The 13040-nt window shown below is 71.5% G+C and carries 17 protein-coding genes; 7 read left to right on the top strand and 10 right to left on the bottom strand.

Translation table 11 applies throughout. The features are described 5' to 3' along the window. Positions 1-2: 2 nt before the first annotated feature. Positions 3-185, bottom strand: coding sequence for a hypothetical protein (locus QNO07_RS04335; RefSeq protein ID WP_283990120.1), 183 nt, complete (start codon positions 183-185; stop codon positions 3-5). Between the two features lie 501 nt (positions 186-686). Here QNO07_RS04335 and QNO07_RS04330 point away from each other — a divergent pair. Continuing rightward, positions 687-1064: a VOC family protein gene (locus tag QNO07_RS04330; protein ID WP_283990119.1), complete on the top strand. Its 378-nt coding sequence runs from the start codon at positions 687-689 to the stop codon at positions 1062-1064. 103 nt (positions 1065-1167) lie between these two features. Here the strand turns inward: QNO07_RS04330 and QNO07_RS04325 are convergent, their stop codons facing one another. The 4 genes from QNO07_RS04325 to QNO07_RS04310 all read right to left on the bottom strand — a co-directional run bounded on the left by QNO07_RS04325 (position 1168) and on the right by QNO07_RS04310 (position 3996). Then, positions 1168-1440 (bottom strand): hypothetical protein, encoded by a 273-nt coding sequence (locus QNO07_RS04325; RefSeq protein WP_283990117.1) that lies wholly within the window; start codon positions 1438-1440, stop codon positions 1168-1170. Continuing rightward, positions 1437-1793: a DUF6247 family protein gene (locus QNO07_RS04320; protein WP_283990116.1), complete on the bottom strand. Its 357-nt coding sequence runs from the start codon at positions 1791-1793 to the stop codon at positions 1437-1439. The genes QNO07_RS04325 and QNO07_RS04320 overlap by 4 nt, the downstream gene beginning before the upstream one ends. Before the next feature lie 189 nt (positions 1794-1982). Then, positions 1983-2648, bottom strand: coding sequence for a peptide-methionine (S)-S-oxide reductase MsrA (msrA, locus tag QNO07_RS04315; protein ID WP_283990114.1), 666 nt, complete (start codon positions 2646-2648; stop codon positions 1983-1985). 133 nt (positions 2649-2781) lie between these two features. Continuing rightward, positions 2782-3996 (bottom strand): hypothetical protein, encoded by a 1215-nt coding sequence (locus tag QNO07_RS04310; RefSeq protein WP_283990113.1) that lies wholly within the window; start codon positions 3994-3996, stop codon positions 2782-2784. A gap of 200 nt (positions 3997-4196) precedes the next feature. Between QNO07_RS04310 and QNO07_RS04305 the strand changes: the two genes are divergently transcribed. After that, positions 4197-5339, top strand: coding sequence for a cystathionine gamma-synthase (locus QNO07_RS04305; RefSeq protein ID WP_283990112.1), 1143 nt, complete (start codon positions 4197-4199; stop codon positions 5337-5339). Between the two features lie 42 nt (positions 5340-5381). Here QNO07_RS04305 and QNO07_RS04300 read toward each other — a convergent pair whose 3' ends face one another. The 3 genes from QNO07_RS04300 to QNO07_RS04290 form a co-directional block, all read right to left on the bottom strand. Then, positions 5382-5633 (bottom strand): hypothetical protein, encoded by a 252-nt coding sequence (locus QNO07_RS04300; RefSeq protein ID WP_283990110.1) that lies wholly within the window; start codon positions 5631-5633, stop codon positions 5382-5384. Continuing rightward, complete coding sequence (locus QNO07_RS04295; protein ID WP_283990109.1) at positions 5630-6175, bottom strand: sigma factor-like helix-turn-helix DNA-binding protein; 546 nt, start codon at positions 6173-6175, stop codon at positions 5630-5632. The genes QNO07_RS04300 and QNO07_RS04295 overlap by 4 nt, the downstream gene beginning before the upstream one ends. A 198-nt stretch (positions 6176-6373) precedes the next feature. After that, positions 6374-6880, bottom strand: coding sequence for a MarR family winged helix-turn-helix transcriptional regulator (locus QNO07_RS04290; RefSeq protein ID WP_283990108.1), 507 nt, complete (start codon positions 6878-6880; stop codon positions 6374-6376). Positions 6881-7199: 319 nt separating this feature from the next. Here QNO07_RS04290 and ilvA point away from each other — a divergent pair, with 319 nt between their 5' ends. The 3 genes from ilvA (at position 7200) to QNO07_RS04275 (ending at position 10529) form a co-directional block, all read left to right on the top strand. Beyond that, positions 7200-8456 (top strand): threonine ammonia-lyase, encoded by a 1257-nt coding sequence (ilvA, locus tag QNO07_RS04285; protein ID WP_283990107.1) that lies wholly within the window; start codon positions 7200-7202, stop codon positions 8454-8456. A gap of 211 nt (positions 8457-8667) precedes the next feature. Then, on the top strand, positions 8668-9663 hold the full coding sequence (locus QNO07_RS04280; protein WP_283990106.1) for an ATP-binding cassette domain-containing protein: 996 nt from the start codon (positions 8668-8670) through the stop codon (positions 9661-9663). Then, positions 9660-10529 (top strand): ABC transporter permease, encoded by an 870-nt coding sequence (locus QNO07_RS04275; RefSeq protein WP_283990105.1) that lies wholly within the window; start codon positions 9660-9662, stop codon positions 10527-10529. The genes QNO07_RS04280 and QNO07_RS04275 overlap by 4 nt, the downstream gene beginning before the upstream one ends. Before the next feature lie 106 nt (positions 10530-10635). Here QNO07_RS04275 and greA read toward each other — a convergent pair whose 3' ends face one another. Continuing rightward, positions 10636-11133, bottom strand: coding sequence for a transcription elongation factor GreA (gene greA / locus QNO07_RS04270; RefSeq protein WP_283990104.1), 498 nt, complete (start codon positions 11131-11133; stop codon positions 10636-10638). A 157-nt stretch (positions 11134-11290) separates the two neighbouring features. After that, positions 11291-11710 carry a DUF4307 domain-containing protein gene (locus tag QNO07_RS04265; RefSeq protein ID WP_283990502.1) on the bottom strand — a complete coding sequence of 140 codons (420 nt, stop codon included), beginning with the start codon at positions 11708-11710 and terminating at the stop codon, positions 11291-11293. 148 nt (positions 11711-11858) lie between these two features. Here QNO07_RS04265 and mca point away from each other — a divergent pair, with 148 nt between their 5' ends. Continuing rightward, the gene (gene mca, locus QNO07_RS04260; RefSeq protein WP_283990500.1) at positions 11859-12731 is read left to right on the top strand and encodes a mycothiol conjugate amidase Mca; all 873 of its coding nucleotides are present in this window, start codon (positions 11859-11861) and stop codon (positions 12729-12731) included. A 4-nt stretch (positions 12732-12735) separates the two neighbouring features. After that, positions 12736-12987, top strand: coding sequence for a hypothetical protein (locus QNO07_RS04255; RefSeq protein WP_283990103.1), 252 nt, complete (start codon positions 12736-12738; stop codon positions 12985-12987). The last annotated feature ends 53 nt before the right edge of the window (positions 12988-13040 follow it).

Here is a 13040-nt window from a genome sequence, read left to right as displayed (position 1 = left end):
CGTCATCCCTTCTTCGGTCGAGGTGTCGGCGGCGACAGCAGCAGTGCGCCGGCGAGCAGAAGCAGCGCCGCACATTCACGCGAGTCGCGGTAGGTGCCGTCAGCCTCAGCCGGGTTCAGTGCCGCGTCGACGTCCATCTCAAGAGACTTCTGTACGTCCTTGGCGGTCTGTTCCGTGGAGTACATCAAACCATCCCCTTGTGGGAAGCGATTTTCGCTTACGTCATCCAGTTCAACCCAGATTCGGGGCCCTCGCAACTGCTCGACCGACTACGCCAATTGTTGGAAAATTCAACCGGGCACGTTTATGAAGAATCAACTTCACGCCTGCCGTGATTTCTCTCGGGTGAGTTGCGGAGAAGCGGCGGAGGGAGCACATGGCGGAGCCGCCGAATGGCGGGTGTACCGAATTCGGGGTAGGGGTGGCCGGTCCGCGACCGGTTTGCTGCCGGTCTGCGGCGGGGGTCCGCACGCGCGCCTCGCCGCGGCCGTGAGCCGCCGCCGACCGGTCACGGGGGCCGTCCGCAAGTCACCCGGTCGCCGTGCCCGCCGGCTGCGGAACCTGCACCTCACCTTGTCAACAGGGGAGTTGAGCCGAGATCAGGCCGCGTGTGCGCTGCCATCCGGGGTAGGCGGCGAACGAGTGCACAGCCTCATCCTGACGGACAAGCAGAAACGAGAGAGACCATGGCCAATCAGAGGGCGATCGTGCTGGTGCTCGACTCGAGCGAGCCCGAGAAGCTGGCCGACTTCTACGCCCAACTCCTGGGCGGCGAGATACAGGTGGAGACCGACCTCGAGCACCTGACCGTGTCAGGCCCGGGCGGCCCGTACCTCCAGGTGCGCCGCAACGAGAACATGGTGCCGCCGGTCTGGCCGCAGGCGGGCATCACGCAGCAGACGTACGTCAGGCTGCTCGTCGCGGCCGACGAGGTGGACCAGGCCGAGCGCGAGATCATCGGCCTCGGCGGCCAGCCGCTGGACGTCGACGAGAACGGCAGCACCCGCGACGTACGCGCCTTCGCCGACCCCTCCGGACACCCCTTCACCCTCGCCACCGCCTGACAGCGCGGCGGACACCCGGCGCTGGGCGGGGCGCTGCCCGTACGGGCAGCACGCCGAGCGGCGTGTTGCCACCGGTCCTCTGAACCAGCCTGCTGTGATCGGGCTACAGCGCGTCGAAAGGCGGCACGATGCGGACGACGATGATCATCAGGTCACGAGGCGCGACGAGGAAGTAGAACCATCCGCCGGCGGCGTCCATCCGGCGCAGTCCGCCTGGGCGGGGGCCGTTGCCCAAATCGCTGATGTCGATGCCGGTGGCGGCCAGGTCCACGAGTTGGTCGGCCAGACGTTCCACCTCCGCCACGACGTGCGCGGGGATGCCGCCTGCCACGTGGGCGTGGTCAGGGTCGTACTCCCACCGCCACCTCTCACTCACCGGGACGGAACGCCGACGGCGGCGTGGGCCTGATCAAGGATGCGGCCGATCTCTGAGGCGGCTCGCTGCGCCTGGGCGGCATCGCCCGTCTCGGCGTTCTCCTCCCAGCCCCGGAGAGACGCTGACAGGTGGGGTTGACGCTCGATGTAGACGTACACGGCCCACTGGGCGACAAAACGCTGTAGTGGCGCCAGGTCGGAACCCTGGCGGGACTGGTCGGCCGCAAGGTCCAGTTCACGAGTGAAGGCCGGTAGAGCGGCTGGCGCGATCTGGCGGACTGCCTGACGCAGCGCGGCCACCGTGGCTGGGGGCTGGGGGATGAGCGGTTGCCCGGCGGAGGATGTGTAGGTCATGGTTGCTCCCATGGGCGCGATTCTTGTCCCGCGCGTCAGATTATCGGGCGTGGACGCTGCCTGACCGCTCGAACGGGTGAGGCAGAACCGATACGCCCTCTGCGCCGACTGACTCGCCCGCCCCCTCCGAAGCGAGTGGGGCGGGACGAGTCATCCGTCGGCCGAAGCCGGGCTGTTCGCCGCAGCTGCTCAGCCCTCGGCGCGGACGACGCCGACGGGACAGGAGACGCCCGTGCCGCCGATGCCGCAGTAGCCGGCCGGGTTCTTGTCGAGGTACTGCTGGTGGGCCGCCTCGGCCGGGTAGAAGGGCAGGTCCTCGGCGGGCAGGATCTCGGTGGTGATGTCGCCGTAGCCGGAGGCGGCCAGCATGCGCTGGTAGGACTCTCGGGACGCCTCGGCTTCCTTCTGCTGGGCGGGCGTGTGGGTGTAGACGGCCGAGCGGTACTGGGTGCCGACGTCGTTGCCCTGGCGGAAGCCCTGGGTCGGGTCGTGGGACTCCCAGAACAGCTTCAGCAGCTGGCCGTAGCCGACCTTCGCCGGGTCGAAGACGACACGGACGGCCTCGGTGTGCCCGGTGCGGCCCGAGCAGACCTCCTCGTAGGTGGGGTTCGGAGTCCGGCCGCCCTGGTAGCCGACGAGCGTCGTCCACACGCCCTCGCGCTGCCAGAAGATCCGCTCGGCGCCCCAGAAGCAGCCCATGCCGAAGTCGGCCGTCTCCAGGTGCTCGGGGTAGGGGTCGGCCAGGGGGTTGCCCAGCACGGTGTGCCGGTCGGGGACGTCGAAGGCGGGCTCGGGGCGGCCCCTGAGGGCTTCCTCGGCAGTGGGCAGCTGCTTCTTGTGGTGGCTGAACAGCATGGTCGCTCCTTGGCGCTTCGTCTCGACGGCGTGGGCGGCGAGCGGGGACGGGCGGGCGGCGTGGGCGGTGGCGGACGGTGGCCCGGGGAGCCGGGGAGCCGGGGAGCCGGGGAGCCGGGGAGCCGGGCGGGGATCAGTGCGGGGGCGGGGTGGCGGCGGTGTCGCCGCCCTGGCTCTCGTAGCCGGCGACGGCGAGCGCCCGGTAGGCCGCGTACTCGGTCACCGGGCTTCCGCTGTCGACCCACGGGCTCGCCCCCACATAACCGTCGACGACCCGCAAAGCTTCCATCGCCTCGTCGTAGCGCTCGGCACGCACCAGGAAGCACAGCAGCAGGTGCAGCACGTGGGGCCGCACCGGGTGCTCGTCGGGCACGCCGTCGACCGCGAACTCGGCGGCCTCGATCGCGTCCTCGACGATCTTGCTCTGGTACATGCCGCGCACCAGCTGTGCGTCGGGCAGGTGGGCGTAGACGGCGAACAGCGGCAGCGCCGGGAGCAGGCTGCCGGGAGGCGCGGACGCGGCGGCGCTCTGCGCGAAGGCGTACGCCTCGTCGCGGGAGCCGTGCCACTTCTCCGACCAGTACGGCAGCGCCGCCAGGTGCGCGCCCATGTGGTGCCGGGACCGGCGGACCACCTGGTGCCACAGCGACTCGAAGTCGGCCTTGCGGTAGCCCAGCGCCCGTCCGATGAACAGCTCGGTGATGAACGGGGTCGGGTCGGCGTCGGCGAGCGCGGTGGCCTCGTGGGCCACGTTGCGCGCCTCCTCCAGGACGATGCGGTGGTCCGCGGAGTCGGGTTCGGCGAGCGCCTGCCACACCAGGAACTGGGCGTACACCTGCGCGCCGCCCGCGTCGTCGGGCCGTTCGGCACGCCAGTTCCGCAGCCAGCGGCCGTCCTGGTTCGCCGCGCCCGGGGCCTGCTTGTCGAACGACGGGCCGGCGGCCTTGTCGAAGGAGATGCCGCCCGGTTCCGCCGGGGCCGCGTCGCCGGACACGCCCGCGGAGCGGCTCTGGGCCAGTTCGACGGCCGCCGCGCCCGCCAGCGACTGCACCCGCTGCCAGCGCAGCTCCCAGTGCTCCGGCGAGTCGGCGCTCAGCGCCAGCAGCCGGGCCACGGGACGCCAGTCCTGGGTGCGCTGGGTCTCCGACAGCGCGTCGACCAGCTCCTGGTCGGGGCCGGGAAGGCGCACGTCGAGCTGTTCGGCGGGCACGAAGCCGTAGGTGTGCGGGTCGTTCGCCCGGGCGAAGCCCCGCCCGGCGTCCTTGACGGCCTTGCGCCGCCGCAGTGCGGGAATCAGGAACAGGCCGACGACGGCGCCGACGAGCAAGAGGGACAGCAAGAACTCCATGGGTCCACGGTACGGCGTCCCCGGTACGGAGCCCCGAGGCCAGTCCCTCAGCCCGTCAGCCAGTCAGCCAGTCAGCCAGTCCGGCAGTCGCGGCGGGCGCACGACGGCAGCCGCAGCGCTTCGCCGCCCTGCGGATGCGACGGATCGGGAACCGTGCGCTCGTCCGGCGGGGACCGCGGAACAGCCCGTAGGCTCGACCCATGAGCCACCAGCACTTCGAGACCGTTGCGATCCACGCCGGGCAGGAGCCGGACGCCCTCACGGGTGCCGTCGTCCCGCCGATCCACCAGGTCTCCACCTACAAACAGGACGGCGTCGGCGGCCTGCGCGGCGGCTACGAGTACAGCCGCTCGGCCAACCCCACCAGGACCGCGCTGGAGGAGAACCTCGCCGCCCTGGAGGGCGGCAGCCGCGGCCTGGCGTTCGCCTCCGGCCTCGCCGCCGAGGACTGCCTGCTGCGGACCATGTTGTCCCCCGGCGACCACATCGTCATCCCGAACGACGCCTACGGCGGCACGTTCCGGCTGTTCGCGAAGGTCGCCGAGCGCTGGGGCGTGCAGTGGTCCGTCGCCGACACCTCCGACCCGGCGTCGATCCGCGGCGCGCTGCGCGACACCACCCGCGCGGTGTGGGTGGAGACGCCCAGCAACCCGCTGCTGGGCATCACCGACATCGCCATGGTCGCCGACATCACCCGCTCGGCCGGGGCCCGGCTCGTCGTCGACAACACCTTCGCCAGCCCCTACCTCCAGCAGCCGCTGGCGCTGGGCGCGGACGTGGTCGTGCACTCGACGACGAAGTACATGGGCGGCCACTCCGACGTGGTCGGCGGTGCGCTCGTCACCTCCGACGCGGCCTTCGGCGAGGAGCTGGCGTTCCACCAGAACGCCATGGGCGCCATCGCCGGGCCGTTCGACGCGTGGCTGGTGCTGCGCGGAGTGAAGACGCTCGCCGTCCGCATGGACCGGCACAGTGCGAACGCCGCCCGCATCGCGGAGGCGCTGGCCGCGCACCCGAAGGTCGCCGAGGTGTTCTACCCGGGCCTGGAGTCGCACGCCGGGCACGAGATCGCCGCGAAGCAGATGCGCTCCTTCGGCGGCATGGTGTCGTTCCGGGTCGCCGGCGGCGAGGAGGCGGCGGTGGAGGTCTGCAACCGCGCGGAGCTGTTCATCCTCGGTGAGTCGCTGGGCGGCGTGGAGTCGCTGATCGAGCACCCGGGCCGGATGACGCACGCCTCGGTGGCGGGTTCGGCGCTGGAGGTGCCCTCGGACCTGGTGCGGCTGTCGGTCGGCATCGAGTCGGTCGACGACCTGCTGGCCGACCTCACCGCGGCCCTGGGCTGACGTACGAACGCCCCCGCCGCACGGCGGGTGGCCCGCTCGGGGTCACCAGCCGTACAGCGGGGGCGTCACCATGTCGGGTGGCGCCTCCCACGGCCGGGTGACGGCGGCCCAGACGCAGAACACGGCGGTGGCCAGCGTCAGCACCGTCCACAGTGCGGCCAGCGCGGCCCGGCGGCGGTGCAGCCGCCGCCGCCCGATGTCGGCGGCCTGACTGCCCAGTTCCGGCGGCACGGCCGGTCGCGGACCGTCCATCAGCTGCCTGACCTGCTGCTCCTTGCGCTCCTGCGCGCTCATCGCGGCACCTCCGCGAGGGGCGGCTCGCCGAGCGCCCCGGCAGCCGCACCAGTGCTGCCAGCCCCGGCAGCCGCGCCCGTCGCACCGGCCCCGGCGGGCGTCGCGGGTGCGGGGCGGCGCAGGGCGGTCACGGCGCGGGCGCACACCGCCCGCACCCGGTCCGGGGGCAGCCCCAGCACGGCGGCGGCCTGCTCCTCGGCGACCCCTTCGTGCAACCGCAGCACGACCACCAGCCGTTCCAGCGGCGTCAGCCGGCCCAGCGGCCCACCGCGCGCACGGCGGTACCGCCACGCGGTGTGTGCGAACAGGGCGACGAGTTCCTGCCGGGCCCGGTCGTAGGGGTCCTCGCCGTGCAGACCGGGCCAGGACGCGTAGGTGCGGGCGAGCGCCGCGGTCAGCAGCCGGCGCGCGGCCGGGCAGCACTCGGCAGGTTCGGCGGTGAGCAGCGCCGCGACATGCAGCAGCCGGCCGCCGGCACCCGTGACGAACGTGTCGAAGTCACGGGCGAGACGGCGATCCCGGGCTTCCCGCCGCTCTCCCACCCTGCCAGTAGGGCTCCGGACCGCCCGCCCGGTCAAGGGGCCGCCCGGTCACGAACGCGCCACGGCGGTTTCCCGGCCGGGCCGGTCAGCCCCAGCCCGGCCGTCGCGGGTGACCGCGGGCGTGCGGCGGCCGGGACGTGCCGCGGGGAGGTGCGCAGAACTGCGGAAAGCAGGAGGGAGGAGGGGCGGGGCTCCGCGTCAGGAGGAGGAGGCGTCCGGCGAATGCAGCTCGGACAGCGCCTCGTTGAACCGGGTCAGCAGGTCGCAGAACGTGTCGCGTTCAGTCTGCGACCAGTCCTCGGTCAGCAGCGCCATCAACTCGCGTCGGGAGGAGCGTACTTGCTCCAACCGCCCGGCGCCGCGCGGGGAGAGCTGGAGGACGACGGCACGGCCGTCCTCGGGATGCGAAGTGCGTTTCACCAGACCGGAGTCGACCAGTGGCGCGACCTGCCGGGTCACGGTGGAGGAGTCGATCCCCATGCCGGCGGCGAGTGCCTTCACGCCTGTCGGGCCGTCTTGGTCAAGGCGGTTGAGGAGGAGGTACGCGGCGCGGTCCATGGAGTTGCGGGCCTGGCCGACGCCGCCGAGTCGGGTCTGCTCTGCTCGGCGGGCGAAGAGCGCGACTTGGTGCTGCATCGCGTCGAGGAGGGGGGAGTCGGTGCGGTTCTGGTCGGTGTCAGTCGTCATGTCCGGGTGCGTGGGCATGGCCGGGGTGCTCGCTTCGTTGGAGGTACGACGTCGGAACTGCGGTGAGGGTGGGGGACAGAGTACGCCGGTTGCCGGAGTCCCGTGCCGCTGCTGCGGGATCGGCACCGAGATCGTTGCCGACCGGCCTCCGGAGGCGTTCCGGGCGGCACGGCACGGCACGGCACGGCAGCACGGCACGGGCACGGCACGGCTGGGGTTCGCGGCTGGGGTTCGGGTTCGGGTTCGGTCCGGGCTGGGGCTCGGCTTCCGCTCACGCCCGGCTCGGGCCCGGCGGCTCGGTTCGTGGCGAGGGGCCCGGTGCTGCCACACTGGCCGCATGGCTGAAAGCCCCCGTGCCCTCACCGTCGACGACGTCCACAGCGCCCACAAGGTGCTCGCGGGCGTCGCCCGGATGACGGCGATGGAGGGAAGCCGGCATCTCACCGAGCTGGTCGGTTCCCCCGTGCACTTCAAGTGCGAGAACCTCCAGCGCACCGGCTCCTTCAAGATCCGCGGCGCCTTCGTGCGGATCGCCGCGATGACCGCCGAGGAGCGTGCCCGGGGCGTGGTCGCGGCCAGTGCCGGCAACCACGCGCAGGGCGTGGCGCTGGCCGCGTCGCTGCTGGGTGTGCGCTCCACGGTGTTCATGCCGGTCGGCGCGCCGCTGCCCAAGCTCGCCGCGACCCGTGAGTACGGCGCCGAGGTGGTGCTGCACGGGCAGGTGGTGGACGAGTCGCTGGCCGCGGCCGTGGAGTACGCGCAGCGGACCGGCGCCGTGTTCATCCACCCCTTCGACCACCCCGACGTGGTGGCCGGCCAGGGCACGGTCGGGCTGGAGATCCTGGAGCAGTGCCCCGAGGTTCGCACGATCGTCGTCGGCGTGGGCGGCGGCGGCCTGGTGGCGGGTGTCGCGCTGGCGGTGAAGGCGCTGCGTCCCGACGTGCGGGTGGTGGGCGTGCAGGCGGAGGGCGCCGCCGCGTACCCGCCGTCGCTGGCGGCGGGCCGGCCGGTGGCGCTGGACTCGGTGGCCACCATGGCCGACGGCATCAAGGTGGGCCAGCCGGGCGAGGTCCCGTTCCGGATCGTCGGCGACCTCGTCGACGAGATCCGGACCGTCTCCGAGGACGCGCTGTCCAGCGCGCTGCTGCTGTGCCTGGAACGCGCCAAGCTGGTCGTCGAGCCCGCCGGGGCCAGCCCGGTCGCGGCGCTGCTGAGCGATCCGGCGGCGTTCGAGGGCCCGGTCGTGGCGGTGCTGTCGGGCGGCAACGTCGATCCGCTGGTGCTCCAGCGCACCCTGCGGCACGGCATGGCCGCCGCCGGCCGCTACCTGTCGCTGCGGCTGCGCCTCACCGACCGGCCGGGCGCACTGGCCGCGCTGATGGGCGAGCTGTCGGCCGCCGACGCCAACGTCCTGGACGTCAGCCACGTGCGGACCGATCCGCGGCTGGGGTTGACCGAGGCCGAGGTCGAGGTGCACCTGGAGACCAAGGGCCCCGAGCACTGCGCCGAGGTCGCCGAGGCGCTGCGCCGCGCCGGGTACACCGTGCACCCGTTCCCCGGCGACAGCCGCGGCGCCGCCGGCCCGCGCGCCTGAGCCCCGCACCGCACCACGTCCCGCCCCCGCGGAAGCGAAAACCGGGCGGAAAAGCGGATGACGCGATACATCGCGTTCTCGTAGAGTGGCGGCGGTCACCGCGGCCCGCGGCCCGCGTCATGGACGTGGTCGCCGTGCGCCTTTCTGATGCCGGTTTCGTCCGGCGAACCTACGCTTTGCACATCACACCCCATACCTTGGGAGACCATTCATGCCAGGCGCCATCTACGCCGAAGGTCTGGTGAAGACCTTCGGAGAGGTCAGGGCACTGGACGGCGTCGACCTCGACGTCCCCGAAGGCACCGTGCTGGGGCTTCTCGGCCCCAACGGTGCGGGCAAGACCACCGCCGTGCGGGTGCTCACCACGCTGCTGGTGCCCGACAGCGGCAGAGCCGTCGTCGCCGGCCTCGACGTGCTCAAGCAGCCCAACGAGGTACGCCGCTCGATCGGCCTGTCCGGCCAGTTCGCCGCGGTCGACGAATACCTCACCGGCCGGGAGAACCTGCAGATGGTGGGACAGCTGTACCAGCTGTCCGCCCGGGACGCGAAGCGCCGGGCGGGGGAGCTGCTGGAGCGCTTCCACCTCGCTGACGCCGCGGACCGCACCGCGAAGACCTACTCGGGCGGCATGCGCCGCCGGCTCGACCTCGCCGCCGCGCTGGTGGTCAGCCCGCCGGTGATGTTCATGGACGAGCCGACGACCGGCCTCGACCCGCGCAACCGGCAGGAACTGTGGGACGTCATCCAGGAACTGGTGGCCGGCGGCACCACGCTGCTGCTGACCACCCAGTACCTGGAGGAGGCCGACCGGCTGGCCGACGACATCGCCGTCGTGGACCACGGCAAGGTCATCGCCCGCGGCACCTCCGACCAGCTCAAGGCCCGCACCGGCGGGGAGCGGGTGGAGGTCGTGGTCCACGAACGCGACCAGATCGACGCCGCCCGGGAGGTCCTCGGCGGGGTCGGCAAGGGCGCGGTCACCCTCGACCAGCACACCCGCAAGCTGACCGTGCCGGTCAGCGGCGGCGCGAAGCTGCTCGCCGAGATCATCCGCGACCTCGACGGGCGCGGTGTCGAGATCGACGACATCGCGCTGCGTCGTCCCACGCTCGACGACGTGTTCATCTCGCTCACCGGCCACGCCGCAGCCGAGCGGGCTGAGGGCGGCGACTCCACCGACGACCAGAACACGGAGGCGACCATATGAGTGCCCCCACCGACACCACCGGAACGGCGCCCCGACCCGTCGTTCCCAAGGGCGGCGGCATCGGCCAGTCGGTCTCCGACTCGCTGATCGTCGCCAAGCGCAACCTCCTGCGGATGCTGCGCATCCCGGAGGTGGTGATCTTCGGGCTGATCCAGCCGATCATGTTCGTGGTGCTGTTCAGCTACGTCTTCGGCGGCTCGATCAACATTCCCGGCGCCGGGCTGGACCCGGCCGCCTACCGCGAGTTCCTGATGGCGGGCATCTTCGCGCAGACCGTCACCTTCGCCACCGCGGGCGCCGGGGCCGGCATCGCCGAGGACATGCACAAGGGCCTCATCGACCGGTTCCGTTCCCTGCCGATGGCCCGCGGCGCGGTACTGACCGGACGCACCCTGGCGGACGCGGTGCAGACGGCGCTCACTCTGGTGGTCCTTGCCGTCGTCGCGCTGCTCGTCGGCTGGCGCGCGCACAACGGCGTACCGAAGGCGCTGGCCGCCTTCGGCCTGCTGCTGCTTCTCGGCTACGCCTTCACCTGGATCGGCGCGCTGATCGGCCTCAGCGTGCGCACGCCAGAGGCGGCCACCTCCGGCGGCCTGATCTGGCTGTTCCCGCTGACGTTCGTCTCGGTGGCGTTCGTGCCGTCGCAGAACATGCCGGCGTTCCTCCAGCACGTCGCCGAGTGGAACCCGTTCAGTGCGACGGTGGTCGCTGCCCGCGAGCTGTTCGGCAACCTGCCGCCGGGCTACCAGGCGCCGGACGCCTGGCCGATGCAGAACCCGGTGCTGGCGTCGGTGCTGTACTCGGTGCTCATCGTGCTGGTCTTCCGGACCCTGGCCGTCCGCAAGTACCGCTCGGCCACCGTCTGAGGCCGCGCGCGGAGCGATCGTGTCCGGCTCCGGACACGGCGGAACCCCCGGCGTGCGGTCGCCGGGGGTTCCGCAACGTCCGAGGCCGGGCCGGGCCCGGTGCGGCTCAGCCCTGGTAGGGCTTGGCGTCGAGGATCTTCACCGCGGCCATCTTGCCGTTCGGCAGCTCGTACTCGGCGTCCTCGCCGACCTTCTTCGTGTTGACGCCCTTGCCGAGCGGCGACTGCGGGGAGTAGGTCTCGATGTCGGAGCTGGCGTACTCCCGCGAGGCGAGCAGGAAGGTGAGCGTGTCGTCCGGGTCGCCGTCGAAGGCGATCGTGACGACCATGCCGGGCTCGACCACACCGTCGTCAGCGGGGGTCTCACCGACCTTCGCGTTCTGCAGGAGCTGGGTCAGCTGGCGTACCCGCAGCTCCTGCTTGCCCTGCTCCTCCTTCGCCGCGTGGTATCCGCCGTTCTCTCGCAGGTCACCCTCTTCCCGGGCCGCCTCGATCTTCTTGGCGATCTCGGTACGTGCGGGACCCGACAGATAGTCCAGCTCCGACTTGAGCTGGTCGTACGCCTCCTGGGTCAGCCAGGTGACGTTGTCGCTGGTCTGGGTCACAGGTGCTCCTTGCAGGTACTCGGGATATAAAGCAACGCCCTACCCGAGAAGGTGCGCCTTCGAGGGTGGGCGAAACGTCGACTCTAACAATTACCGGGGAAAACGGAAGAAGGGCGAGCGTTCGGTGTCAGAGCTGTGACACTCCGTGTCCGTCCGCTCAGTCGCCGTCCGTGCGCTGGCAGCGGAGCAGTTGGGCGGAGGTGGCGCGGGCGGTGGTGCGCAGCGAGACGACCTCGTCGATGCGGCTCCGCGCGCCGTCGAAGGCGAAGTCGGCGCGGCCGACCTCCGCCTTGTCCTCGGAGAGCGCGCGCACCGCGCAGACGCCCTCCACGTCGGAGCCCTTGCGGACCTCCAGGTGCGCCCGCACCTCCTCGTCGGAGACCACCTGGAACTTGATCAGCTCACCGCTGATCTGGCTGCCGCTGGAGATGTGCGAGAAGCCGATCCAGCCGATCAGGCCGAGGAAGGCCGCTCCCAGCACGGCACCGAGCAGCTTGAGCCGCCGGTCGGTGCGGGCCTCGTCGCCGCCGGAGCGCCCGTACCGGCCCTCGGGCGGTGCTTCGTGCTGGTGAGACATGTCAGACGTGGCCACGGGACCAAAGTACCCGGGACGGTGGACCGGGAATACAACAGGGGTCGGGGTCGGTCACTATAGGAGCCGCCCGCGAAGCCCGCTGACGGCCGTGGGGTCGTGACGAGTTAACGAGGAACGGGTCTTGACTGTCTTGACTGAGCAGCTCCGGCTGATGGCCGTCCACGCGCATCCCGACGACGAGTCGAGCAAGGGTGCGGCGACGATGGCGAAGTACGTGTCCGAGGGAGTGGACGTGCTGGTCGCCACCTGCACGGGTGGCGAGCGCGGCTCGATCCTGAACCCGAGGCTGAAGGGCGACAAGTACGTCGAGGAGAACATCCACGAGGTCCGCCGCAAGGAGATGGACGAGGCCCGCGAGATCCTGGGCGTGCAGCAGGCGTGGCTGGGGTTCGTCGACTCCGGGCTGCCGGAGGGCGACCCGCTGCCGCCGCTGCCCGAGGGGTGCTTCGCGCTGCAGGACCCGGAGGAGGCCGCCGGGGCGCTGGTGAGGCTGATCCGCGAGTTCAGGCCGCACGTCGTGACGACGTACGACGAGAACGGCGGGTATCCGCACCCGGACCACATCATGACGCACACCATCTCCATGATCGCCTTCGACGCGGCCGGCGACCCGGACCGCTACCCGGAGGCGGGCCCGGCCTGGCAGCCGCAGAAGCTCTACTACAACCAGGGCTTCAACCGGCAGCGCACGCTCGCCCTGCACGAGGCGCTGCTGAGCCGCGGCATGGACTCCCCCTACGGGGAGTGGCTGGAGCGGTGGGACGAGTTCCAGCGCAAGGACCGCGAGCTGACCACCTTCGTGCCGTGCGCCGACTTCTTCGCCATCCGCGACAAGGCGCTGATCGCGCACGCCACGCAGATCGACCCGGACGGCGGCTGGTTCCGGGTGCCGATGGAGATCCAGCAGGAGGTCTGGCCGACGGAGGAGTACGAGCTGGCCAAGTCGCTGGTGGACACTTCGCTACCCGAGGACGACCTCTTCGCCGGCATCCGCGACAATTGACGTCATGAGTGCCATGGAGAGCCTGATGTACGCGCCCGAGCTCGTCCAGCTCGCCGACACGTTCGACGAGAACAAGGTCACGCCGGGCGTGCTCGGTTTTCTCGTCTTCGCAGCGATGGGCCTGGCCGTCTGGTTCCTGATGAAGTCGATGAACCGGCAGATGCAGAAGGTCGAGTTCGACGAGGCGCCCGAGGACGCCGAGAAGCCGGGCGCGTCAGCTCCGGCCTCCGGCCCCGCGGGCCGTGGCCGGAGCTGACGGCCGCAGTCGGCGGCCCGGCGCACCCCGCCCGGCCCGGCAAGCTGGTGTGC

Source organism: Streptomyces sp. 549, assembly GCF_030124175.1.
Taxonomy (GTDB): domain Bacteria; phylum Actinomycetota; class Actinomycetes; order Streptomycetales; family Streptomycetaceae; genus Streptomyces.
This window is presented reverse-complemented; position numbering and strand designations above follow the sequence as displayed.

Coding starts and splice junctions, on each gene's coding strand:
- QNO07_RS04335 (WP_283990120.1), bottom strand. CDS start 185: ATGTACTCCACGGAACAGACCGCCAAGGACGTACAGAAGTCTCTTGAG.
- QNO07_RS04330 (WP_283990119.1), top strand. CDS start 687: ATGGCCAATCAGAGGGCGATCGTGCTGGTGCTCGACTCGAGCGAGCCC.
- QNO07_RS04320 (WP_283990116.1), bottom strand. CDS start 1,793: ATGACCTACACATCCTCCGCCGGGCAACCGCTCATCCCCCAGCCCCCA.
- msrA (WP_283990114.1), bottom strand. CDS start 2,648: ATGCTGTTCAGCCACCACAAGAAGCAGCTGCCCACTGCCGAGGAAGCC.
- QNO07_RS04310 (WP_283990113.1), bottom strand. CDS start 3,996: ATGGAGTTCTTGCTGTCCCTCTTGCTCGTCGGCGCCGTCGTCGGCCTG.
- QNO07_RS04305 (WP_283990112.1), top strand. CDS start 4,197: ATGAGCCACCAGCACTTCGAGACCGTTGCGATCCACGCCGGGCAGGAG.
- QNO07_RS04300 (WP_283990110.1), bottom strand. CDS start 5,633: ATGAGCGCGCAGGAGCGCAAGGAGCAGCAGGTCAGGCAGCTGATGGAC.
- QNO07_RS04290 (WP_283990108.1), bottom strand. CDS start 6,880: ATGCCCACGCACCCGGACATGACGACTGACACCGACCAGAACCGCACC.
- ilvA (WP_283990107.1), top strand. CDS start 7,200: ATGGCTGAAAGCCCCCGTGCCCTCACCGTCGACGACGTCCACAGCGCC.
- QNO07_RS04280 (WP_283990106.1), top strand. CDS start 8,668: ATGCCAGGCGCCATCTACGCCGAAGGTCTGGTGAAGACCTTCGGAGAG.
- QNO07_RS04275 (WP_283990105.1), top strand. CDS start 9,660: ATGAGTGCCCCCACCGACACCACCGGAACGGCGCCCCGACCCGTCGTT.
- QNO07_RS04265 (WP_283990502.1), bottom strand. CDS start 11,710: ATGTCTCACCAGCACGAAGCACCGCCCGAGGGCCGGTACGGGCGCTCC.
- QNO07_RS04255 (WP_283990103.1), top strand. CDS start 12,736: ATGAGTGCCATGGAGAGCCTGATGTACGCGCCCGAGCTCGTCCAGCTC.